Source organism: Pseudomonas sp. F01002, assembly GCF_004402115.1.
In the GTDB taxonomy this organism is placed as follows: Bacteria; Pseudomonadota; Gammaproteobacteria; order Pseudomonadales; family Pseudomonadaceae; genus Aquipseudomonas; species Aquipseudomonas frigoris.
Map to the genome: position 1 here is coordinate 26,909 of NZ_SOPU01000032.1, position 21,785 is coordinate 48,693.

Annotated in this window: 20 protein-coding genes; 16 read left to right on the plus strand and 4 right to left on the minus strand. The window is 58.8% G+C overall.

Translation table 11 applies throughout. The features are described from left to right. The first annotated feature begins 676 nt into the window (after positions 1-676). The 11 genes from E3W21_RS25475 to E3W21_RS25525 all read left to right on the plus strand — a co-directional run bounded on the left by E3W21_RS25475 (position 677) and on the right by E3W21_RS25525 (position 14,589). Complete coding sequence (locus E3W21_RS25475; RefSeq protein ID WP_008153304.1) at positions 677-2,077, plus strand: polynucleotide adenylyltransferase PcnB; 1,401 nt, start codon at positions 677-679, stop codon at positions 2,075-2,077. Between the two features lie 3 nt (positions 2,078-2,080). After that, a complete protein-coding gene (gene folK, locus E3W21_RS25480) occupies positions 2,081-2,566 on the plus strand; it encodes a 2-amino-4-hydroxy-6-hydroxymethyldihydropteridine diphosphokinase (protein ID WP_134422268.1) in 486 nt (161 codons plus the stop codon). Positions 2,567-2,946: 380 nt separating this feature from the next. Beyond that, entirely contained in the window at positions 2,947-3,747 is an 801-nt protein-coding gene (gene panB, locus E3W21_RS25485) for a 3-methyl-2-oxobutanoate hydroxymethyltransferase (protein WP_134422270.1), read from the plus strand. Beyond that, positions 3,744-4,604: a pantoate--beta-alanine ligase gene (gene panC / locus E3W21_RS25490; protein ID WP_134422272.1), complete on the plus strand. Its 861-nt coding sequence runs from the start codon at positions 3,744-3,746 to the stop codon at positions 4,602-4,604. Before panB ends, panC begins: the two co-directional genes overlap by 4 nt. A gap of 129 nt (positions 4,605-4,733) precedes the next feature. Further along, entirely contained in the window at positions 4,734-5,114 is a 381-nt protein-coding gene (panD, locus tag E3W21_RS25495) for an aspartate 1-decarboxylase (RefSeq protein ID WP_003228271.1), read from the plus strand. Positions 5,115-5,343: 229 nt separating this feature from the next. Then, a complete protein-coding gene (gene pgi / locus E3W21_RS25500; protein WP_134422274.1) occupies positions 5,344-7,008 on the plus strand; it encodes a glucose-6-phosphate isomerase in 1,665 nt (554 codons plus the stop codon). 174 nt (positions 7,009-7,182) lie between these two features. Next, positions 7,183-9,120, plus strand: coding sequence for an acetate--CoA ligase (acs, locus tag E3W21_RS25505; RefSeq protein WP_134422276.1), 1,938 nt, complete (start codon positions 7,183-7,185; stop codon positions 9,118-9,120). 65 nt (positions 9,121-9,185) lie between these two features. Then, complete coding sequence (locus E3W21_RS25510) at positions 9,186-10,058, plus strand: oxygenase MpaB family protein (RefSeq protein ID WP_134422278.1); 873 nt, start codon at positions 9,186-9,188, stop codon at positions 10,056-10,058. Positions 10,059-10,231: 173 nt separating this feature from the next. Then, complete coding sequence (locus E3W21_RS25515) at positions 10,232-11,248, plus strand: class I SAM-dependent rRNA methyltransferase (protein WP_134422280.1); 1,017 nt, start codon at positions 10,232-10,234, stop codon at positions 11,246-11,248. 105 nt (positions 11,249-11,353) lie between these two features. Next, positions 11,354-14,293 carry a DUF748 domain-containing protein gene (locus E3W21_RS25520; protein WP_134422282.1) on the plus strand — a complete coding sequence of 980 codons (2,940 nt, stop codon included), beginning with the start codon at positions 11,354-11,356 and terminating at the stop codon, positions 14,291-14,293. Further along, complete coding sequence (locus E3W21_RS25525) at positions 14,293-14,589, plus strand: DUF2845 domain-containing protein (RefSeq protein WP_129441159.1); 297 nt, start codon at positions 14,293-14,295, stop codon at positions 14,587-14,589. Before E3W21_RS25520 ends, E3W21_RS25525 begins: the two co-directional genes overlap by 1 nt. 283 nt (positions 14,590-14,872) lie before the next feature. Here E3W21_RS25525 and E3W21_RS25535 read toward each other — a convergent pair whose 3' ends face one another. Together E3W21_RS25535 and E3W21_RS25540 are read right to left on the minus strand one after the other, a co-directional pair. Then, on the minus strand, positions 14,873-15,226 hold the full coding sequence (locus E3W21_RS25535) for a BON domain-containing protein (protein WP_129441155.1): 354 nt from the start codon (positions 15,224-15,226) through the stop codon (positions 14,873-14,875). A 318-nt stretch (positions 15,227-15,544) separates the two neighbouring features. Continuing rightward, positions 15,545-15,955 carry a pilin gene (locus tag E3W21_RS25540; protein ID WP_134422286.1) on the minus strand — a complete coding sequence of 137 codons (411 nt, stop codon included), beginning with the start codon at positions 15,953-15,955 and terminating at the stop codon, positions 15,545-15,547. Positions 15,956-16,180: 225 nt separating this feature from the next. On the opposite strand from E3W21_RS25540, the gene pilB reads away from it, so the two are divergent. From pilB to yacG, 5 genes are read left to right on the plus strand one after another with little or no spacing between them, the layout of a single operon-like run. Further along, positions 16,181-17,881 (plus strand): type IV-A pilus assembly ATPase PilB, encoded by a 1,701-nt coding sequence (gene pilB, locus E3W21_RS25545; protein WP_134422288.1) that lies wholly within the window; start codon positions 16,181-16,183, stop codon positions 17,879-17,881. A 2-nt stretch (positions 17,882-17,883) separates the two neighbouring features. After that, the gene (locus E3W21_RS25550) at positions 17,884-19,101 is read left to right on the plus strand and encodes a type II secretion system F family protein (RefSeq protein ID WP_134422290.1); all 1,218 of its coding nucleotides are present in this window, start codon (positions 17,884-17,886) and stop codon (positions 19,099-19,101) included. 1 nt (position 19,102) lies between these two features. Further along, on the plus strand, positions 19,103-19,975 hold the full coding sequence (locus E3W21_RS25555) for an A24 family peptidase (protein WP_134422292.1): 873 nt from the start codon (positions 19,103-19,105) through the stop codon (positions 19,973-19,975). Then, the gene (gene coaE, locus E3W21_RS25560; protein ID WP_134422294.1) at positions 19,972-20,595 is read left to right on the plus strand and encodes a dephospho-CoA kinase; all 624 of its coding nucleotides are present in this window, start codon (positions 19,972-19,974) and stop codon (positions 20,593-20,595) included. Before E3W21_RS25555 ends, coaE begins: the two co-directional genes overlap by 4 nt. Then, positions 20,592-20,792: a DNA gyrase inhibitor YacG gene (gene yacG, locus E3W21_RS25565; RefSeq protein ID WP_134422296.1), complete on the plus strand. Its 201-nt coding sequence runs from the start codon at positions 20,592-20,594 to the stop codon at positions 20,790-20,792. Before coaE ends, yacG begins: the two co-directional genes overlap by 4 nt. 3 nt (positions 20,793-20,795) lie before the next feature. Here yacG and E3W21_RS25570 read toward each other — a convergent pair whose 3' ends face one another. Further along, positions 20,796-21,011, minus strand: coding sequence for a hypothetical protein (locus E3W21_RS25570; protein ID WP_033054332.1), 216 nt, complete (start codon positions 21,009-21,011; stop codon positions 20,796-20,798). Positions 21,012-21,074: 63 nt separating this feature from the next. Continuing rightward, positions 21,075-21,764 carry an energy-coupling factor ABC transporter permease gene (locus tag E3W21_RS25575; RefSeq protein ID WP_134422298.1) on the minus strand — a complete coding sequence of 230 codons (690 nt, stop codon included), beginning with the start codon at positions 21,762-21,764 and terminating at the stop codon, positions 21,075-21,077. Positions 21,765-21,785 lie beyond the last annotated feature (21 nt).

Genomic DNA, 21,785 nt, shown 5'->3' on the forward strand with positions numbered 1-21,785 from the left:
TAAGACGTATCGACTCACGCACAATAAAAACAAGACGGCGAGAGGCGCAGCTAACTGATTCTTTTGGAGAGGCGTTGTATTTGGGGCTTGCCCCACGACCAGGCCGAGAACAACAAAAAACTGTCACAAGACAGAGCCTGAACTGGTTGGATCGCAAGATCACTGCAACACAGCGACCAAAGCAATCCGTTTGCTCTTGGCTCCCGATTGGGAGGGTCATGAAGGAAAAACTTCATGGCGAGGGCACTCAACAAAAACAAGAAGCCCGAATCAAAAATAAAAATAGAGCACGCAACTACTTTCTTGGGGAGCTTCGGCTCCCCTTGTAGTTTCTGGCGTTTGGCCCTTGTAGCGGCAGTGCGTTCGACTTTGTAGCAGCTGTCGAGCAACGCGAGGCTGCGTTCGGTTTGGGCCGCATTCGGACGAAGCAGTCGCCAATACAAGCACCGGGTTTCTTCTGACACACCGCAATCTCTGGTTTTACGACTACTGCGTAGTCGAACGCAGCCTCGCAGGCTCGGCAGCTGCTACCACAGAGCCAATCCGCACCAACAAGCCCCCCCCTTCAAGCGCTTGCGCAGCTTCCTACACCATCCCCCGACTAAATGCTAGAATCCCCGCCCATCATGCGGTCATTCTTCGTTTTGGCCGAACATTCCTTCAAACAGTGCATCCCATGCTGAAGAAGCTGTTCCAGTCATTCCGTTCTCCCAAGCGTCATACGCAACACATTCGCAGTACGCCTGAAGTGCTCAACAGCGGCCAACATTCGCTGCAAAAGGCCCAATTCAGTCGCTACGCGGTGAACATCGTCGAACGCCTGCAGAACGCCGGTTACCAGGCTTATCTGGTCGGCGGCTGTGTGCGTGACATGCTGCTCGGCATCACGCCGAAAGATTTTGACGTCGCCACCAGTGCCACGCCTGAGCAGGTGCGGGCCGAATTCCGCAACGCGCGGATCATCGGTCGTCGCTTCAAGTTGGTACACATCCACTTTGGCCGCGAAATCATTGAAGTCGCGACCTTCCGCGCCAATCACCCGCAAAACGATGAAGAGGAAGACAGCAACCAGTCTTCCCGTAACGAAAGCGGGCGCATCCTGCGCGATAACGTCTACGGCACGCTGGAAGAAGATGCGCAACGCCGCGACTTCACCATCAACGCCTTGTATTACGATCCGGTCAGCGAGCGCATCCTCGATTACGCCAACGGCGTACACGACATCCGCAATCACCTGATCCGCCTGATCGGCGACCCGAAGCAACGCTACCAGGAAGATCCGGTACGGATGCTGCGAGCCGTGCGTTTCGCCGCCAAGCTGAATTTCGGCATCGAAAAACACAGCGCCGCGCCAATCCGTGAACTGGCGCCGATGCTGCGCGAGATTCCATCGGCCCGCCTGTTCGAAGAAGTGCTCAAGCTGTTCCTCTCCGGCCATGCCGCGGACACCTTCGAGATGCTGGTCGACCTGCAGCTGTTCGATCCGCTGTTCCCGGCCAGTGCCGAGGCCCTGGAATACAACCCGACCTATACCCACACGCTGATCAGTGAAGCGTTGATCAACACTGATCTGCGGATCAAACAGAACAAACCGGTAACCCCGGCGTTCCTGTTTGCGGCGCTGCTTTGGCCTGCCCTGCCGGCTCGTGTACTGCGCCTGCAAGAGCGCGGCATGCCACCAATTCCGGCGATGCAGGAAGCGGCTCATGAACTGATCGCCGAACAGTGCCAGCGCATCGCGATTCCGAAACGCTTCACCATGCCTATCCGCGAGATCTGGGACATGCAGGAGCGTCTGCCACGCCGCAGCGGCAAGCGCGCCGACCTGTTGCTGGACAACCCACGGTTCCGTGCCGGTTACGACTTCCTGCTGCTGCGCGAAAGCGCTGGCGAGCAGACTGATGGTCTGGGCGAATGGTGGACGGATTATCAGGACGCCAACGACAGCGAACGTCGCGACATGATCCGCGACCTCAGCGGCAAGGATGACGGCACCGGCGCTCCACGCAAACGTCGCCGCAGCGGTGGCGCCAAGCGCAAACGTACCGCCGGCGCACCGAGCGCCACGGGCGAGTAATCCATGGAACGCATCTACATCGGCATGGGTAGCAATCTGGCTGACCCCGCCGAACAATTGCGCAGCGCCGTCGACGCGCTGGCACAGTTGCCGCAGACCGAACTGATCGGGGTTTCCGGGTTTTATCAGAGCGACTCGCTGCTGCCCGGCCAACCGCGTTACACCAACGCGGTTGCCGCCCTCGACAGCACGCTCCCGCCGCTGGAGCTGCTGGATGCGCTGCAAGCCATCGAGAACGGGCAGGGCCGCGAGCGCCTTGAACGTTGGGGGCCGCGTACGCTGGATCTCGACATCGTACTGTTCGGCGATCGGCTGATCGATGAACCTCGCCTCAAGGTGCCTCACTACCATATGCAGGAACGGGCGTTCGTTCTGTATCCTCTGGCCGAACTGGCGCCTGCGGATTTGCGTCTGGCCGATGGTCGCACACTGAGCGAATTGCTCGCCGCCTGCCCGTTCGTCGGGCTGGAGCGTCTCCCCCAAAATTGACAAAAATCCCCTGTGGGAGCGGCGGTGCGACGATTCGACTTGCTCGCGAATGCGGTGTGTCATTCAACTTAAGTGTTTACTGACACACCGCATTCGCGAGCAAGCCCGCTCCCACATTGGTTTTTGTGTTGAACACAAAATCTGTTGCTGAATCGCATCAGTTACCCCGGTAACACCCCACGCGTAACAATGCGGTAACACACGCAATTGACTTCCCGAGTTCTCCTCACGACTATAGGCGTCCCGCTGCCGCCAACACGGCGTTGAAGGGCGCAATCCAGGCCTTAAAAGCACGACAACAGACCGTGCGCCTGTATTTAACGAAGAATCACGCGCGTTACTCGCAGTAGTTTCCACAGCGCCTGAATGAGGAACTTTTCATGCCAGCCATCACCCTGACCACTCTGCAAGGTCTCAAGCAAAAAGGTGAAAAAATCACCATGCTGACCTGCTATGACGCGACCTTCGCCCACGCCTGCAATGAGGCTGGTGTCGAAGTGCTGCTGGTGGGCGACTCCCTTGGCATGGTTTTGCAAGGTCACGACAGCACCCTGCCGGTCACCACCGCTGAAATGGCTTACCACGTGGCGTGCGTCAAACGTGGCAACACCGATGCGTTGATCCTCGCCGACCTGCCCTTCATGGCCTACGCCACCACCGAACAAGCCATGACCAACAGTGCCCTGTTGATGCAGGCGGGTGCGCACATGGTCAAGGTTGAAGGTGCGTTGTGGCTGGCGGACTCGATCCGTCTGCTGGCCGAGCGCGGTATCCCGGTGTGCGCGCACATGGGGCTGACACCGCAATCGGTGAATATCCTCGGCGGTTACAAAGTCCAGGGTCGCAACGAAAACCAGGCGCGGCAGATGCGTGCCGATGCGATCGCCCTGGAACAGGCTGGTGCGGCGATGTTGCTGCTCGAATGCGTTCCGAGTGAGCTCGCCGAAGAAATCACCCAAGCGGTGAAAATCCCGGTGATCGGCATTGGCGCCGGCAGTGCCACCGACGGCCAGGTGCTGGTTCTGCACGACATGCTCGGCCTGTCGATCACTGGCCGCGTGCCGAAGTTCGTGAAGAACTTCATGGCCGGGCAACAAAACATTCAAGCTGCGCTTGGTGCGTACGTCACTGAAGTCAAAGCGGCGACTTTCCCTGGTATCGAACACGGATTCTCTGCATGAACACCGTAAAAACCGTACGCGAATTGCGGGCCGCCGTGGCCCGTGCCCGCAGTGAAGGCAAGCGCATCGGCTTCGTGCCGACCATGGGCAACCTGCACAGCGGTCATGTGGCACTGGTGACCAAAGCCACCCAACGGGTGGATTTCGTGGTCGCGAGCATTTTCGTCAACCCGCTGCAGTTCGGCGCCGGCGAAGACCTCGACAAGTACCCGCGCACCCTCGCAGCCGATCAGGAGAAACTGCTCCAGGCCGGTTGCCACTTGCTGTTCGCGCCAACCGTTGAAGAAATGTACCCCGACGGCATAGTCGGCCAGACCCGCGTCAGCGTCCCCCAACTCTCCGAAGGCCTCTGCGGCGCCAGCCGTCCCGGGCATTTCGAAGGTGTGGCGACGGTGGTCACCAAGCTGTTCAACATGGTCCAGCCGGATCTGGCGATCTTCGGCCAGAAAGACTTCCAGCAACTGGCGGTGATCCGCGCCCTGGTGCATGACCTGAACATGCCGATCCAGATTATCGGCGAACCGACGGTACGTGCAGCCGATGGCTTGGCGCTCTCGTCGCGCAATGGTTTCCTCAGCGAAGAACAGCGGGCCGTTGCGCCGGTTGTGTATCGCGGTTTGAGCCAGATTGCCGACGCGATCAAACAGGGCGAACGGGATTTCCCGGCCGTAATCAGCGCGCAGATCAAGCAGCTTGAAGCGGCGGGTTGGCGTCCTGACTATCTGGAGATTCGTCATGCCCAGACCTTGCGTCCGGCAACTGCGCAAGATCGGGATCTGGTGATTCTGGTGGCGGCGTTCCTGGGCACTACGCGGTTGATCGATAACCTGCATCTGAATCTCGACGCTGCGGTTTAAACGGCAAGATCAAAGAATAAACAACAAGATCAAAAACTGAACGGCTAGATCAAAAGATCGCAGCCTACGGCAGCTCCTACGCGCCTGTGGGCGCTGCCCGCCGTTCGATTCCGACCTGGGGAAACACTCATGCACGCCATCATGCTCAAGGCCAAGCTGCATCGCGCCGAAGTCACCCACGCTGTACTCGATTACGAAGGTTCTTGCGCCATCGACGGCGAATGGCTGGACCTGTCCGGCATCCGAGAGTACGAACAGATCCAGATCTACAACGTCGACAATGGTGAACGCTTCACCACCTACGCGATTCGTGGCGAAGAAGGTTCGCGCATGATCTCGGTCAACGGTGCAGCCGCACACAAGGCCAAGGTCGGTGACCGAGTGATCATTTGCGCATACGCCCACTACAGCGAAGCCGAGCTGCTCAATTTCAAGCCACGCATGCTCTACATGGCGCCGGGTAATGAACTGAGCCATACCAGCAATGCCATTCCGGTTCAGGTCGCCTGATCCAGTCTTAGCCCCTCCCCCTTCCGTTTGTCGGACCGTTCCCTGCTCGATGTATAAAAAAGTACCGGGAACGGGTCAGACAAAGTCAAGACAGATCGCAGCGCGAGGTTTACTGTATTCGCCCTGTGTCATGAAATCGTGTCGACGCAGTTGACCGGACGCCCACCCACAGCGCTCCGGTATTTTTAGTGTTCAAAAGGCCGTTCAAGTAAAAAGGAAACCCGCAGCGATGGCGTATTACCGCACCCCTCAAGACGTTACCGCTCTGCCCGCCTGGCAAGCGTTGAATGACCACCGCCAAGCCATGCAGGATTTCAGCATGCGCGAAGCCTTTAATGCCGATCCGCAGCGCTTTACCCAATTCACCCTCAGCAGCTGCGGCCTGTTTCTCGACTACTCGAAGAACCTGATCAACGCCCAGACCCGCGATCTGCTGGTGGGCCTAGCCAACGAAGTCGACCTCCAGGGCGCGATCAAAGCGCTGTTCGAAGGCGAAATCGTCAACTCCTCCGAAGGCCGTCCGGCCTTGCACACCGCGCTACGCCGTCCGGTCGGCGACAAGCTGAAGGTCAACGGCGTCAACGTGATGCCGGAAGTGCACAAGGTCCTGAACCAGATCACCGACCTCGTGGGCCGTATCCACGACGGTTTGTGGCGCGGTTACTCCGAGAAGCCGATCACTGACGTGGTGAACATCGGCATCGGGGGCTCGTTCCTCGGCCCGGAGCTGGTCTCCGAAGCGCTGCTGTCCTACGCCCAGAAGGGCGTGCGTTGCCATTATCTGGCGAACATCGACGGCAGTGAGTTCCACGAACTGACCATGAAACTGCGCGCCGAAACCACGCTGTTCATCGTTTCGTCAAAATCCTTCAACACCCTCGAAACCCTGAAGAATGCCCAGGCCGCACGCGCCTGGTACCTGGCTCAGGGTGGTTCGGAAGCCGAGCTGTACCGTCACTTCATCGCCGTCTCCAGCAACAATGCAGCGGCGGTGGCATTCGGGATCCGCGAAGAAAACATCTTCCCGATGTGGGACTGGGTTGGCGGCCGTTACTCGCTGTGGTCGGCCATCGGTTTGCCAATCGCGTTGGCCATCGGCATGTCGAACTTCAAGGAACTGCTGTCCGGTGCCTACACCATGGACCAGCATTTCCAGAGCGCGCCTTTCGAACAGAACATGCCGGTGCTGCTGGCCCTGCTCGGCGTGTGGTACGGAAATTTCTGGGGCGCGCAGAGCCACGCGATCCTGCCGTACGACCACTACCTGCGTAACATCACCAAGCATTTGCAACAGCTGGACATGGAATCCAACGGCAAGAGCGTGCGCCAGGACGGCACTCCGGTGTCCACCGACACGGGCCCGGTGATCTGGGGCGGCGTCGGCTGCAATGGTCAGCATGCGTATCACCAGTTGCTGCACCAGGGCACTCAATTGATCCCGGCCGACTTCATCGTGCCGATCGTCAGCTTCAACCCGGTGTCCGACCACCACCAGTGGCTGTACGCCAACTGCCTGTCGCAAAGCCAGGCGCTGATGCTGGGCAAGACCCTTGCCGAGGCCGAAACCGAGTTGCGCGACAAGGGCATGAGCGAAGAAGAGGTGCACAAAATCGCACCGCAAAAGGTGATCCCGGGCAACCGTCCGAGCAACACCTTGGTGGTTGAGCGCATCAGCCCGCGTCGTCTCGGCGCATTGGTGGCGATGTACGAACACAAAGTCTTCGTGCAAAGCGTGATCTGGGGCATCAACGCCTTCGACCAGTGGGGCGTGGAGCTGGGTAAAGAGCTGGGCAAAGGCGTCTACAACCGCCTGGTCGGCAGCGAAGAAACCCCGGCTGACGATGCTTCAACCCAAGGCCTGATCAACTACTTCCGCGGTCGTCACCGCGGCTAACCCTGTGGGAGCGGGCTTGCTCGCGAAGACGGTTTGTCATTCAGCATTTATGTCGACTGACCCACCGCCTTCGCGAGCAAGCCCGCTCCCACATTGGTTTTGTGTCTGGCTTGAACCCTTTCGCTACTCGGCGCATCTTTATTACTTGTCGAAAAACAAGAATAAGGAACCGTCATGTTCGATATCAGCACGTTCCCCCAAGCCGATGCCGTCCGCCGGGCTGCACAATTAAGTCAAGACGACTACACGCGCCTGTACCGCCAATCCATCGAACACCCCAGCACCTTCTGGGCCGAACAGGCCACACGCTTTCTCGACTGGAGTAAGCCGTGGGATACCGTCCAGCGCTATAACCTGAAAACCGGTGAGGCGAGCTGGTTCGCCGGCGGAAAGTTGAATGTCAGTTACAACTGCATCGACCGTCACCTGGAAAAGCGCGGCGATCAAATTGCGATCATCTGGGAAGGCGACGACCCTGCCGAATCCGCGCAGATCACCTACAAAAAACTTCATCACAACGTCTGTCGCCTGGCCAATGTGCTCAAAAGCCGTGGCGTGAAGAAAGGCGACCGCGTGTGCATCTACATGCCGATGATCCCCGAAGCCGCCTACGCCATGCTCGCCTGCACGCGCATTGGAGCGGTGCATTCGGTGGTGTTCGGTGGTTTCTCTCCGGACTCTGTGCGTGACCGGATTCTCGATGCCGACTGCCGCACCGTGATCACCGCCGATGAAGGCGTGCGCGGTGGAAAATTCGTGCCGCTCAAGCAGAAAGTCGACAAGGCGCTGCAAAGTTGCCCGAACGTCAGCACCGTCATCGTGGTCGAGCGCACTCAGGGCGAAGTGGACTGGGTCGAGGGCCGGGACATCTGGTATCACCAGGCGCTGCGCGACGTCAGTGACGATTGCCCGCCTGAACCGATGGACGCCGAAGACCCGCTGTTTATCCTCTACACCTCTGGCAGCACCGGCAAACCCAAAGGCGTGCTGCACACCACCGGCGGCTATCTGCTGCAAGCGGCGATGACCTTCAAGTACGTGCTCGACTACCGTGACGACGAAGTCTTCTGGTGCACCGCCGATGTCGGCTGGGTCACCGGCCACAGCTACATCGTCTACGGTCCGTTGGCCAACGGCGCGACCACGCTGATCTTCGAAGGCGTGCCGAGCTACCCGAGCAGCTCACGCTTCTGGCAGGTGATCGACAAGCACCATGTGAACATTTTCTATACCGCCCCGACCGCCCTGCGCTCCCTGATGCGTGAAGGCCCCGAACCGTTGAAGGAAACTTCCCGCGCGAGCCTCAGATTACTCGGCAGTGTCGGTGAGCCCATCAACCCGGAAGCGTGGGAGTGGTACTTCAATGCTGTCGGCGAACAGCGTTGTCCGATCGTCGATACCTGGTGGCAGACCGAAACTGGCGGCATCATGCTCAGCCCTCTGGTCAGCGCTCAACGGATCAAACCCGGCTGCGCCACGCAACCGATGTTCGGCGTGCAACCGGTGTTGCTCGATGAAGCGGGCAAGGAAATCAAAGGCGCCGGCAGCGGCGTGCTGGCGATCAAGTCCAGTTGGCCGGCGCAGATCCGCAGCGTCTACGGCGACCCGCAACGAATGGTCGATACCTACTTCAAGCCCTACCCCGGTTACTACTTCACCGGCGACGGCGCCCGGCGCGATGAGGATGGCGATTACTGGATCACTGGGCGCATCGACGACGTGATCAACGTCTCCGGACACCGCATCGGCACCGCGGAAGTGGAAAGCGCGCTCGTGCTGCACGACAGCATCGCCGAAGCGGCGGTGGTCGGTTACCCCCACGACATCAAGGGTCAGGGCATCTACGCCTTCGTCACCCCCATGAACGGCACCGAGCCCAGTGACGAACTGAAGAAAGAACTGCTGGCTCACGTCAGCGAGGAAATCGGCAGCTTCGCCAAACCGGACCTGATCCAGTGGGCGCCGGCCTTGCCGAAAACCCGTTCGGGCAAGATCATGCGGCGCATTCTGCGCAAGATCGCCTGCAACGAACTGGACAGCCTGGGCGACACCTCGACCCTGGCTGACCCGAGCGTGGTCCAGGAGTTGGTCGATAAACGCCTGAACCAATAATCGCTTGTTTCAAAAGCCTGCGCGGCCGTTAATGGCCGCGCCTCCTTTTCCGCCACTGAGTCGCCATGGAATTCATTCGAACCCGCATCGAAACCCAGATCATGAGCCTGACCGGTCTGTCTCTGGGCAAGCTCGACCTGGAAAACCCCAAGGGTGATCCCGGCCTGTTCGGGCCCGATTCGGTGAGCTGGCAAGTGCATGGCGACTTCAGCAGCATGCTGATCGGTGGCATCAGCGCCTTGATGCTGCAAGCTCTACATCCACTGGCCCTGGCCGGGGTCTGGGACCATTCGAATTTTCGCGAGGACATGATCGGCCGACTGCGCCGCACCGGGCAGTTCATTTCCGGCACCACCTTCGGTTCGCGAAAGGACGCCGACTGGCTGATCGAGAAAGTCCGCACCATCCACCTGCAAGTGACCGGCACGGCACCGGATGGCCGGCCCTACGCCGCCAGTGATCCCGATCTGTTGACCTGGGTGCACGTGGCCGAAGTCAGCAACTTCCTCGCAGCCCATTTGCGTTACCGCAATCCGGACCTGTCCCTGGCTGATCAGGATCGTTACTACGCGGAAATCGCGCTGGTTGCCGAACGGCTCGGCGCCCGTGACGTGCCACGTTCACGGCAGGAAATTGCTGATTACCTTGAGCGCATTCGTCCACAACTGCTGTGCGACGAGCGCAGTCGAGAGGTGTTACGGCTGTTGCTGAACGCCCCGTCCCCCAGCCGTTTGGCCAGACCTTTCGGCGGTTTGATGATGAAGGCCGGGATCGACCTGCTGCCGGACTGGGCCAGTGACATGCTGGGCGTCAGCCAGAGCCCGCTGCAACGCAAGCTGATCCGCGCCGGCGTCAACCGCAGCAATCCGATGCTGCGTTGGGCGGTGCGTAACGGCTCGGTGCACCGGGCCAAACGACGGATGGGGTTGCTCAGCTAGAAACAGCTGAAAAGCTTCGTCGGAACGCCGCCCGGAGCAAGCCCGCTCCCACATTGGTCTGATGAACGACACAAATCCCCTGTGGGAGCGAGCTTGCTCGCGAAGGCAGCACCGCGGTCCCGCGCCAAGCTGTTAAACTCCCGCGCCAAATTCCCTCCTGCAAGGCGCCCAGCATGTCTTCCTTGAATCAGGCGCTGCGCGCCGCCCTCGATCGTCGTCAGGACCTGCTGGCCGAACTGCATCAGCAAGGCACCGATTGCTATCGCTTGTTCCACGGCAGCCAGGAAGGCGCCGGCGGCCTGACGATCGACCGCTACGGCCCGCAATTGCTGGTGCAAAGCTTTCACCAGTCGCTGGAGCGAGACGCGCTGCTGCAACTGCACGACACCATCAATCAGCACCTGGGCCTCGAAACGCTGCTGGTCTACAACGATCGCTCCCGTGGCAATTCGCGCATCGACCGTGAAGACACCGTCTACCGCGCCGACGAAGCTGCCCTGCAAGACTTGATCGGTCACGAATGGGGCCTGAATTACCGGGTTCGCGGCCGCCACGCCGGCCAGGATCCGCTGCTGTTCCTCGACCTGCGCAACACGCGCGGCTGGGTCAAGCAGCACAGCAAAAACAAAAGTGTGCTGAACCTGTTCGCCTACACCTGTGGCGTCGGCCTGAGTGCTGCGGCCGGTGGCGCGAGCGAAGTCTGCAACCTCGACTTCGCTGAAGGCAACCTGGCCGTCGGCCGTGAGAACGGCCTGCTCAATCCGCAGTTGCCGACCATGGACTTCATCCAGTCCGACTACTTCCCGGCAATCCGCCAATTGGCCGGCCTACCGATCAGCCAGCGCCGCGGGCAAAAACTGCCGAGCTTTCAGCGTCTGGAACAGCGTCAGTACGACCTGGTGCTGCTGGACCCGCCGGCCTGGGCCAAGAGCGCTTTCGGCACCGTCGACTTGCTGCGCGACTATCAGAGCCTGCTGAAGCCGGCACTACTGACCACCGCCGACAATGGCGTGCTGATCTGCTGCAACAACCTGGCAAAAGTCAGCATGGACGACTGGCGCGAGCAAGTTTTGCGCTGTGCAGAGAAAGCCGGCCGGCCGGTGCGCGAGTGGACAGTGATGAAACCGGGCGGCGATTTTCCGTCAATGGATGAGCAGCCGCCGCTGAAAACCCTGATTCTGCAGCTCTGAGATTCGTCCGAAAAATCAGATAAATCCTATAAAGCATGATCACTTCGGAACCGGAAACGCGTGCCATACTCCAACGCACTCCGATTCAGACAGATGAAGCCACACATGCCCAAAGGATTGATTCGCGCTATTGGCGCTCTGTTGACCGCTCTAGCCCTCTACAGCCTGCTGGGGTTTCTGATTTTGCCGGGCATCGCGTTACGGGTGGCCAATCAACAATTGGCCAGTTACGCAACGACGCCCGCCACGATTTCGCGGATCGAACTCAACCCGTTCAGCCTTGAAGTCACCCTTTGGGGACTGATCATCGGCGAGCCGGGCAAGGAACAGGTCGGCTTCGAGCGACTATATGCCAACTTGCAGATCGACAGCCTCTGGACCAAGGCGCTGCACCTGTCCGATATCGAAATCGACAAACCCAAGACCGAAATCCTCTTCGGCAAGGACGGTAAGCTCAATCTGCTTGGCCTGTTCAAAATCCCCGCCAGTGAACCGACCCCGGCCGACCCGAACGCCAAACCGTTCCCGTTGCGCATCGAGCGGATCAAACTGGCCGACGGCTATGTGCACTTCCAGGATGCACGGCCCAGCGAGCCGATCGAATTCCTCTACGACAAACTCGACTTCGAGCTGAAGAACCTCAGCACCCTGCCAGAAGATAACGCCGACATGACCCTGGTGGCCGTCGGCCCTGCCGGTGGACAGATCGACTGGACCGGCAATTTCAGCCTGATCCCGATTGCCTCCGAAGGTAAGTTGAAAGTCACCGATGGCAACATGAAAGTCTGGTGGCCATACGTGCGCGATTCGGTGCCGCTGGATCTGGAAAACGGCACCCTGAACCTGAGCACCGATTACAAGCTGAACCTGTCCAAAGAAACCGAATTACTACTGAGCAACGTCGCCGTCAGCGTCGCGCCTTTCAACATCAAGGCACCGGACGGTCGGCCGCTGGCGAAGCTTGGGCGGCTGGACATCAGCGAAACCACCGTAGACCTGGCCAAGCAGCAAGTGGTCGTCGGCAAGATCCGCAGCCAGAAACTGGAAACCTGGGCCGCCCTTGAAGCCGACGGGCAACTCGATTGGCAGAAACTGTTCGCCAGCCAACCGTCCAAAGCAGCCACCAAAGCCAAAGCCGAACTGGCCACCACCCCGGCAACTGCCGATTCACCGAAACCCGGACCGGCGCCACCGAGCAAACCATGGCAGGTGCTGCTCAAAGACGTGCAACTGCGCGATTACCAGGTGCATCTGGCTGATCGCAAGGCGCAACCCGCCGTGGCGCTGGACGTCGGCCCGCTGAACCTGGACCTGCAGAATTTCGACAGCCTCAATGGCTCGCCTTTTAACCTCAAGCTCGATACGGGCGTGGGCAAGCAAGGCAAGATCACGGCAGACGGTATCGTCAATCTCGCCCCGGTCAGCGCCAAGTTAAAAGTACAAACCAAGGACATCGACCTGCGCGTCGCCCAGTCCTACATCACCCCGTTCATTCGCCTGGAACTGCGCAGCGGCATGCTCGGCAGTGATCTGGCGGTCGATCTGAAAAGCACCGAGCCGCTGGCATTCAGCGTCACAGGCAAAGCTCAGGTCGATCAACTGCATACCCTCGACACCCTCAAAACCCGCGACTTCCTCAAGTGGCAGCAGTTGGTGCTCGAAGGCCTGAATTATCAGCACGGCGATAGCCTGTCGATCGACAAGGTCAAACTGTTCCAGCCTTATGCGCGCTTCATGATCAACGATGACCGCACCACTAACATCGATGATCTGCTGATTCCGCAACCGCCCGACTCCGGCGCCAAAACGGCTGCTGCCAAACCTGCCGGCAAGGAAAAACCGCTGGGCATCCACATTGGCGGCATTGCCATCAATGACGGTTCGGCGAACTTCGCCGACTTCAGCCTGACCCCGAACTTCGCCACCGCCGTGCAACAACTCAACGGCCAGATCGGCACCATCGACAGCCGTCAGGCGAAACCAGCCAGTGTCGATATCAAAGGCAAGGTCGACCGCTATGCACCGGTCACCATCAAGGGCTCGGTCAACCCGTTCGACCCGATGGCCAGCCTCGACATCGCCACCAGCTTCAAACGTGTTGAACTGACCACGCTGACGCCCTACTCCGGCAAGTTCGCCGGCTACCGCATCCGCAAGGGCCGACTCAATCTCGACCTGCATTACCTGATCACCAAGGGCCAGCTCAAGGCCGAAAACAAAGTGGTGGTCGAGCAGCTGCAACTGGGTGAGAAAGTCGACAGTCCGGACGCCGTGAGCCTGCCGCTGAAACTGGCGATCGCGTTGCTCAAGGACGTCGACGGCAAGATTTCCATTGAACTGCCGGTGACCGGCGACCTGAACAACCCACAGTTCAGCATCATGCCGATTGTCTGGCAGACCTTGCGCAACCTGATCGTCAAAGCTGCTGCGGCGCCATTCAAAATGATTGGCGGGCTGGTCAGTGGCGGCGGCTCGGAAGATCTGGGCACTGTCTCGTTTGCGCCGGGTTCAAGCGACCTGAGCAAGGATGCCGAGGGTTCGTTGGTCAAACTGTCCCAGGCCCTCAAGGAACGTCCGGCCTTGCGCCTGGAAATCGAAGGCACGGCTGCCGCAAGCAGCGATGGCCCACTGATCGCCGAGCAACGTCTGGAACGTGAATACCAATACAACTACTACAAAATGCTCCAGCGCCGCGGTGACAAAGTGCCGGCTCAGGCCTCGCTGGTGCAAGTACCGGACAACGAGAAGGGTTCGCTGCTGGAAGGAATTTACCGCACGCGCCTGAAGACGCAGCCGCCCGCCGAGTGGAAGGATCTTGGCAAGGAAGAACGCACGGTAAAAATGCGCGAAGGCGTGATCAAGTTCTGGAGTTCCAGCGACGTGCTGTTGCGTCAGTTGGGTCAGGAACGCGCCAGCAGCATCAAGGACTATCTGGTCGACAAGGGTCAGCTGGCCGATGACCGCGTGTACTTCATCGACGCTAACCTTGGCGAAGCGCAAAGTGACGGCCGAGTGGTGACGCCGTTGCATCTGGATGCCGAGTGATGGGCGCGAAATGGCTGATGTACCTGGCACTGGCAATGGCTGCCAGTCAGGCCTCGGCAGCCGATACCCTACGCTGCGGCAGTCAATTGGTCAGTGTCGGGGACAGGTCCAGCGAAGTACTGCAGAAATGCGGTGAACCGGTCAGCCGTGATCTGTTGGGCTACAAGCGCAGCGCTAACCGGCGGGAAGAGTTTCAAGTCGAGGAATGGACCTACGGGCCCAACGGCGGGATGTATCAGTACCTGCGTTTTGAAGGTAATCGCTTGAAGCAGATCACCAGCAAGCGTGGTAACTGAACTCACCACGATCTTATGTGGGCGCAATTTAATGTGGGAGCGGGCTTGCTCGCGAATGCGGTTGATCATTCAACATTTATGTTGGCTGACACGACGCGTTCGCGAGCAAGCCCGCTCCCACAGTTGTTTTGCGTTGCCCCAAATAGAACAGGCCCCGACACGAATGCCGGGGCCTGTAATGGCCACATCCTTATGGCCTTTCGCATGAACTCTCCAGAAGCGGCTGACGTATTGCTCGGCCCGCCTGCCGCGCCTTCTCCCAGTCCAGGCGAGAAGTCTTGCCTTACTCGGCTTTCAGGCCGTCAGCGGAGACCGCTTTGACGCCTTTGATTTTCTTGGCGATGGCCACTGCGGTGGTTTTCTGAGCGTCGGTCACCGCAACGGTGGACGACAGGGACACAACGCCTTTGTTGGTTTCGACTTTAATGTCGGTACCAGGAATGCCTTTTTCAGTCACCAGGTCTGCTTTGACTTTGGTAGTGATCCAGGTATCGGAAGTGGATTCTTTAGCCTTAGTCATTTCACCCGCCGCCAGAGTCATCGGGGCTTGGGTGGTGGTGGTCTGTGCAAATGCAGCGTTGGCCATGGTCAGGGTCAGCGCGGTAGCAGTAGCGGCAGCGATAGCGAACTTCTTCATACGAGTAACTCCTGTTTTTCATAAGGTCTGCTGCGTGTCTTGTCAGCAGGGTTACTGGAGATATTGCGAACGCTGTGCCAACTTTCAGCCAAGCAATAAACCGTTATAAATCAGTAGCTTATAAAAACAGAGGGTTTTCGAAATCATGCAAAATGCATGACTGCGAGATTCTCTACATGCAAGTTGCGGGTTTTTTCGCAGGCCTAAGGCCATGAAATGTCGGGATTTTCTTGATTATTTGAATCGACCCCTCAAATGACGAACAAAAAAATGGCCCGCGTTGTGAATCGCGGGGCATGGGACAGGCTTGGAATTGGATCAGACGCCAGGGCAACCGTTAGGCGCGTACTCTTTGAGTACTGTCGAGGCGCAAGTCCAGCCACCGTCAAGCGTGCGCGAAAGCGTGATGGTCTTGCCGGCCACCAGGCCGTTTGCATTGAGGATCGTGCAGCCAATACTGCCAACACCGGTAGCGACGGTGCCCGCCACCGCAATCGTGCAATTACCTGTGGTCGCGTTAACGCCCATCAGAGCGAGGGTGGGGGCGTTACCTTGATTGATAATGTCTTCGTAAGAGACCTTCAGTGCCGATATTTCAGCAAGACCTGCAGTTACTTTCGCCCGCGATTGATACTTCGAATATTGCGGTAGCGCAACCGTCGCCAGGATCCCGATTATCGCCACCACGATCAACAGCTCGATAAGCGTAAAACCTTTCTGAGTATTCATAGACAAGCTCCATGCATGAGTCGAAATCTCATGATCTGAATTAGCCGCAGCACAGCCCATGCCAAGCCCTTCACCCCGTGTTGGCGGGGCGTGCGAGCGACACAAACCCCTTTCCCACCCCCAGAATCCGCACTATCTGACACTTTTTGTCACCTGAACGTCGCTGGTTTGGTTCCTCCGCTTGACTAGGCTATAAGTCATGAACTGTCTGCGCTTGGAATCCCAATGAATGACATCGCCCTTAGCGGTCTGACCAAGCAATTGGTCCTGGCCGAACTGCTCACTGACAAAAGCGCGCAACAGGCGTATCAGCAAGCCCAACGTGATAAAACCCCGCTAGTCACCTATTTGGTGCAGAACAAGCTGGTGAAAAGCCGCCTGGTCGCCGAGATCGCGTCGGAACACTTCGGCATGACCTTGCTCGACCTCAACTGCCTGGACAAGGAAACCCAACCCAAGGGCCTGGTCAGCGAGAAACTGATCCGCCAGCACCACGCCCTGCCCCTCTGGCGACGCGGCAACAAACTGTTCGTGGGCGTGTCCGACCCGACCAATCACCAGGCCATCAATGACATCCAGTTCAGCACCGGGCTCAATACCGAAGCCATTCTGGTTGAAGACGACAAGCTCACCGATGCCATCGAAAAATTCTTCGACAGCCCTAGCACCGGCCTGGAAGACATGGCCGATGTCGACCTTGATGGTGTGGACATCGAGTCGATCGATGACAACAAACAGGATTCCATTGGCGGACAAGACGCCGACGACGCACCCGTGGTGCGCTTCGTCCACAAGATGTTGCTCGACGCGATCAAGAGCGGCTCTTCCGACCTGCATTTCGAGCCCTACGAAAAAACCTACCGCGTGCGGATGCGCACCGACGGCATGCTGCGTGAAGTCGCCAAGCCGCCGATTCAACTGGCCAACCGCATCGCCTCGAGACTGAAAGTCATGGCCAGTCTCGACATCTCGGAACGGCGTCGGCCCCAGGACGGGCGGATCAAGATGCGCCTGTCCAAGAGCAAATCCATAGACTTCCGGGTCAACACCCTGCCGACCCTATGGGGCGAGAAAGTGGTGATCCGGATCCTCGACCCGTCCAGCGCACAAATGGGCATCGATGCCCTCGGCTATGAGCCGGACCAGAAAGACCTGTACATGGCCGCCCTCAAGCAGCCACAGGGGATGATTCTGGTGACAGGCCCCACCGGGTCGGGCAAGACCGTGTCGCTCTACACCGGTCTGAATATCCTCAATACCGTGGACATCAACATTTCCACCGCCGAAGACCCGGTGGAGATCAACATGGAAGGCATCAACCAAGTCAACGTCAATCCCAAACAGGGACTGGGCTTTGCCCAGGCGCTGCGCTCGTTCCTGCGCCAGGACCCGGACGTAATCATGGTTGGCGAGATTCGTGACCTCGAAACCGCAGAAATAGCCATCAAGGCCGCCCAGACCGGGCACCTGGTGCTGTCGACCCTGCACACCAACAGCGCCGCCGAAACCCTGACACGCCTGCACAACATGGGCATCCAGGGGTTCAACATTGCTACCTCGGTCAGCCTGATCATCGCCCAGCGCCTGGCGCGCAAGCTATGCAGCCATTGCAAGAAACCCATCGAGATTCCCCGGGAGGCGCTGCTCAAGGAAGGCTTCCCCGAGGAACGGATCGGCTCATTCACGATCTATGAGCCAGTCGGTTGCGATCACTGCAACAACGGTTACAAAGGGCGAGTAGGGATTTATGAAGTGGTGAAGAATACCCCGGACCTGCAACGGCTGATCATGGCCGAAGGCAACTCACTGGAAATCGACATCCAGATGCGTAAAGACGGCTTCAACGACCTGCGGACGTCGGGCCTGCTCAAGGCCATGCAAGGCATCACCAGCCTTGAAGAAATCAACCGGGTCACCAAGGACTGAATATGGCGGTCAAAGCAGCAAAAATCAGCGTCTACGCCTGGGAAGGTACAGACCGCAAAGGCACCAAAGCGACGGGAGAGTTGAGCGGTCAGAACCCGGCGTTGATCAAGGCCCAGTTGCGCAAGCAGGGCATCAACCCCGGCAAGGTGCGCAAGAAGTCCACCTCGATTTTCAACCTGGGCAAGCGCATCAAGGCCCAGGACATTGCTCTGTTCACCCGGCAGATGGCGACCATGATGAAAGCCGGCGTACCGCTGTTGCAGTCCTTCGACATCATCGGTGAAGGCTTCGATAACCCGGCCATGCGCACACTGATCGACGAGGTAAAACAGGAAGTCGCGGCGGGTAACAGCTTCGCCGCTTCCCTGCGCAAAAAGCCTCAGTATTTCGATGAGCTGTACTGCAACCTGGTAGATGCCGGCGAGCAGGCCGGTGCCCTCGATACCCTGCTGGATAGAGTGGCGACCTATAAGGAAAAGAGCGAAAGCCTCAAGGCCAAGATCAAGAAAGCCATGACCTACCCGCTGGCGGTGGTGTTCATTGCGATCATTGTGTCCGCAATTCTGCTGATCAAAGTGGTGCCGCAGTTCGAATCGGTATTCAAAGGGTTTGGCGCCGAATTGCCGGCTTTCACCGTGATGGTCATTGGCTTGTCGGCGTTCATGCAGACGTGGTGGTGGATGTTGCTCGGCGTACTGATCGCGGTGATCTTTGGCGTGCGCCATGCTTTTAAAACGTCTCAGGGCTTTCGGGACTGGATGGACACCTGGTTGCTGAAACTGCCGTTGATTGGCACGTTGATGTACAAGTCTGCGGTGGCCCGTTACGCCCGCACCCTATCGACCACCTTCGCTGCCGGAGTGCCGCTGGTGGAAGCTCTGGATTCGGTGGCCGGCGCGACCGGCAATATCGTGTTCAAACGTGCGGTGCTGCGCATCAAGCAGGACGTATCCACCGGCATGCAGCTGAATTTTTCCATGCGCACCTCCGGCATCTTTCCCAACATGGCGATTCAGATGACCGCCATTGGCGAAGAGTCCGGCGCGCTGGACGACATGCTCGATAAAGTCGCGAGCTTCTACGAGGACGAAGTGGACAATATGGTTGATAACCTCACCAGCCTGATGGAGCCGTTCATCATGGTGGTGCTGGGTGTTATCGTCGGTGGTCTGGTGGTTGCGATGTACCTGCCCATCTTCCAACTTGGCTCAGCGATCTGACATGCCCTTTAACGACATTCTGACCCTCTACCCGTTGACCTTCGTAATCTCAGCCATGTTGGTCGGCCTGCTGATTGGCAGCTTTCTCAACGTGGTGGTCTGGCGCCTGCCAAAAATGCTTGACCGCGAATGGCGTGAGGAGGCTCGTGAAGTGTTGGGCTTGCCAGGCGAAACACCGCTATCGACCTTCAACCTGATGCTGCCCCATTCCCAGTGCCCACATTGCGGCCATCGAATCCGCGCCTGGGAAAATATTCCGGTGCTCAGTTATCTGTTTTTACGGGGTCGATGCTCGAACTGCACGGCAGCCATCAGCAAACGCTACCCACTGACCGAACTGGCTTGCGGTCTGCTCTCGGCGTTCATCGCCTGGCATTTCGGTTTCGGCTGGCAGGCCTGCATGGCGCTGCTCCTAAGCTGGGGGTTGCTGACGATGAGCCTGATCGACGCCGAGCACCAACTGCTGCCGGATGTGCTGGTGCTGCCGCTGATATGGCTGGGGCTGATCGTCAACAGCTTCGGACTTTTCGTGTCCTTGCATGATGCATTGTGGGGCGCGGTGGCCGGCTATATGGCGTTGTGGTCGGTGTTCTGGCTGTTCAAGCTGATCACCGGCAAGGAAGGCATGGGCCACGGTGATTTCAAGCTGTTAGCGATGTTCGGCGCCTGGGGTGGCTGGCAGATCTTGCCACTGACCATCCTGTTATCGTCGATGGTGGGCGCCGTTGTCGGCGTGATTTTGCTGCGTTTGCGCAACGCGAAAACCTCCACGCCGATCCCCTTCGGACCCTTTCTGGCAATTGCCGGCTGGATTGCCTTGCTCTGGGGTGGTCAAATAACCGACTTCTATTGGCAGTTTGTCGGTTTGAAATGAATACCCCTGTGGAAAAACCCTGGATTCTCGGCCTGACCGGCGGCATCGGCAGCGGCAAAAGCGCGGCTGCCCGGCACTTCATCGACCTGGGCGTGCACGTGGTGGACGCCGATCACGCAGCGCGCTGGGTGGTGGAACCGGGGCGCCCGGCGCTGGCCAGGATCGCCGAACACTTCGGCCCCGGCGTATTGCAAGCCGACGGGCAGCTGGATCGCGTGGCGTTGCGTAAACTGATCTTCGAAGTGCCAGACGAACGCCGCTGGCTCGAAGCGCTACTGCATCCGTTGATCGCCAAGGAAATCGCCGATCATCTGGCCAAGGCACAATCGCCTTACGCGATTCTGGTTTCGCCGCTGCTGATCGAGTCCGGGCAGTACGCCATGACCCAACGGGTTCTGGTGATCGATGCCCCGGAACAACTACAGATCGAGCGCACCCTGCAGCGTGACCAGACCAGCGAGCAACAGGTCCAGGCGATCCTCAAGGCCCAGTCCAGCCGACAGGACCGCGTGAGCCACGCCAACGATGTGGTGGTCAACGACCGCGACCTCGCCTGGCTGCACAGCGAGGTTGAACGCCTGCATCACTTTTACCTTACTTTGCGTGGAGGCCAGTCATGAGCCAAACCCCAACCGTCGAATGCCCAACCTGTGGCGCCCCTGTTGAATGGAGCCCAGAAAGCACCTTCCGGCCGTTTTGTTCGGACCGTTGCAAACTGATCGACCTGGGCGCCTGGGCTTCGGAAGAACACAAGATTCCGGTCAGCCCGGATGCCGAAGACGAACTGTTCAGCGAAGACTTCGACCCGCGTCACTGATCTTCAAGGCCGCATGAAACCGTAGTCCTGGCTGTCATCGAGGTTTTCCGCAAGAAAGCGCAACTCATCGGCCAGGTCTTCGGCGCTGCGCACTGCCTTGCTCTGTTGCACCACTGCACTGAGCAAGGCGCGCAGGCTCAACCCCGGATCAAACCCCACTTCCTGCGCCCCATCCAGACTCTGACGCAACTCCTGCCTTGCCCATTCGTAGACACTCATTTCGATGCTCCTGAAGGTTTCCCCGAGCATGGAAGCATCAGCGATTTATGCCTTTGATGTGGATCAAGATTTGGGATCGTCGTCTTTCCAGGGGGCCGAAAGGTAGCGCGTGCGATTGAACGTCTCCAGCCACTCGGGGCAAAACACCACCAGCGCACTGACCACCATGCCGTTGATGAACGCTTCCGGGAAAATCAGCAGCCACAGATAACCGACAAAATCTTCCAGCCAATACGGCATGGCGAAACGTTCGTCGAACCACAGCAACCACAGCGCCAGCAGCAGACACAGCAACGCCGACAGCGCCGCTGCAAAAAACCCGGACACGAAGATATACACAAAGGGATTACGTGGCTGCGCTCGCTCCACCAGGATGGCGCAGCACTCGGTGACCAGCACCGGCAGCAGAATCAGCAGCGCGCCGTTGACCCCCATCGCCGCCAGATCTTGCCGCCCGAGCAGCACTAGTCCCGCTTGCGCGACCAACCCGCCGACAATCGCCAGCGGCCAGTCGAGCAACAGGGTCACGGCGGTCATGCCGATAAAGTGGTAGGACACGCCGGTGTCGAAGTCTTGTCGCACCAGCCAGAGCATGAACAGCGCGAACACCGTGCCAAACAACAGATGTTGGCGGTGACTGTCGCTGAACAGTTCGACCCACGATGCTCGCGCAACGGCCCAGATCAGCACCGGTACATAGATCAACCACCCTACCGTAAGGGTTTCAGGTGACAGTAACTCGGCGCCGATCATGGCTGGGCACACTCCCTTGTC

Coding starts and splice junctions, on each gene's coding strand:
- acs (WP_134422276.1), top strand. CDS start 7,183: ATGTTCGATATCAGCACGTTCCCCCAAGCCGATGCCGTCCGCCGGGCT.
- E3W21_RS25570 (WP_033054332.1), bottom strand. CDS start 21,011: ATGAGTGTCTACGAATGGGCAAGGCAGGAGTTGCGTCAGAGTCTGGAT.
- E3W21_RS25540 (WP_134422286.1), bottom strand. CDS start 15,955: ATGAATACTCAGAAAGGTTTTACGCTTATCGAGCTGTTGATCGTGGTG.
- panB (WP_134422270.1), top strand. CDS start 2,947: ATGCCAGCCATCACCCTGACCACTCTGCAAGGTCTCAAGCAAAAAGGT.
- E3W21_RS25525 (WP_129441159.1), top strand. CDS start 14,293: ATGGGCGCGAAATGGCTGATGTACCTGGCACTGGCAATGGCTGCCAGT.
- E3W21_RS25575 (WP_134422298.1), bottom strand. CDS start 21,764: ATGATCGGCGCCGAGTTACTGTCACCTGAAACCCTTACGGTAGGGTGG.
- E3W21_RS25550 (WP_134422290.1), top strand. CDS start 17,884: ATGGCGGTCAAAGCAGCAAAAATCAGCGTCTACGCCTGGGAAGGTACA.
- folK (WP_134422268.1), top strand. CDS start 2,081: ATGGAACGCATCTACATCGGCATGGGTAGCAATCTGGCTGACCCCGCC.
- pgi (WP_134422274.1), top strand. CDS start 5,344: ATGGCGTATTACCGCACCCCTCAAGACGTTACCGCTCTGCCCGCCTGG.
- yacG (WP_134422296.1), top strand. CDS start 20,592: ATGAGCCAAACCCCAACCGTCGAATGCCCAACCTGTGGCGCCCCTGTT.
- panD (WP_003228271.1), top strand. CDS start 4,734: ATGCACGCCATCATGCTCAAGGCCAAGCTGCATCGCGCCGAAGTCACC.
- coaE (WP_134422294.1), top strand. CDS start 19,972: ATGAATACCCCTGTGGAAAAACCCTGGATTCTCGGCCTGACCGGCGGC.
- panC (WP_134422272.1), top strand. CDS start 3,744: ATGAACACCGTAAAAACCGTACGCGAATTGCGGGCCGCCGTGGCCCGT.
- E3W21_RS25520 (WP_134422282.1), top strand. CDS start 11,354: ATGCCCAAAGGATTGATTCGCGCTATTGGCGCTCTGTTGACCGCTCTA.
- pilB (WP_134422288.1), top strand. CDS start 16,181: ATGAATGACATCGCCCTTAGCGGTCTGACCAAGCAATTGGTCCTGGCC.
- E3W21_RS25555 (WP_134422292.1), top strand. CDS start 19,103: ATGCCCTTTAACGACATTCTGACCCTCTACCCGTTGACCTTCGTAATC.
- E3W21_RS25510 (WP_134422278.1), top strand. CDS start 9,186: ATGGAATTCATTCGAACCCGCATCGAAACCCAGATCATGAGCCTGACC.
- E3W21_RS25515 (WP_134422280.1), top strand. CDS start 10,232: ATGTCTTCCTTGAATCAGGCGCTGCGCGCCGCCCTCGATCGTCGTCAG.
- E3W21_RS25475 (WP_008153304.1), top strand. CDS start 677: ATGCTGAAGAAGCTGTTCCAGTCATTCCGTTCTCCCAAGCGTCATACG.
- E3W21_RS25535 (WP_129441155.1), bottom strand. CDS start 15,226: ATGAAGAAGTTCGCTATCGCTGCCGCTACTGCTACCGCGCTGACCCTG.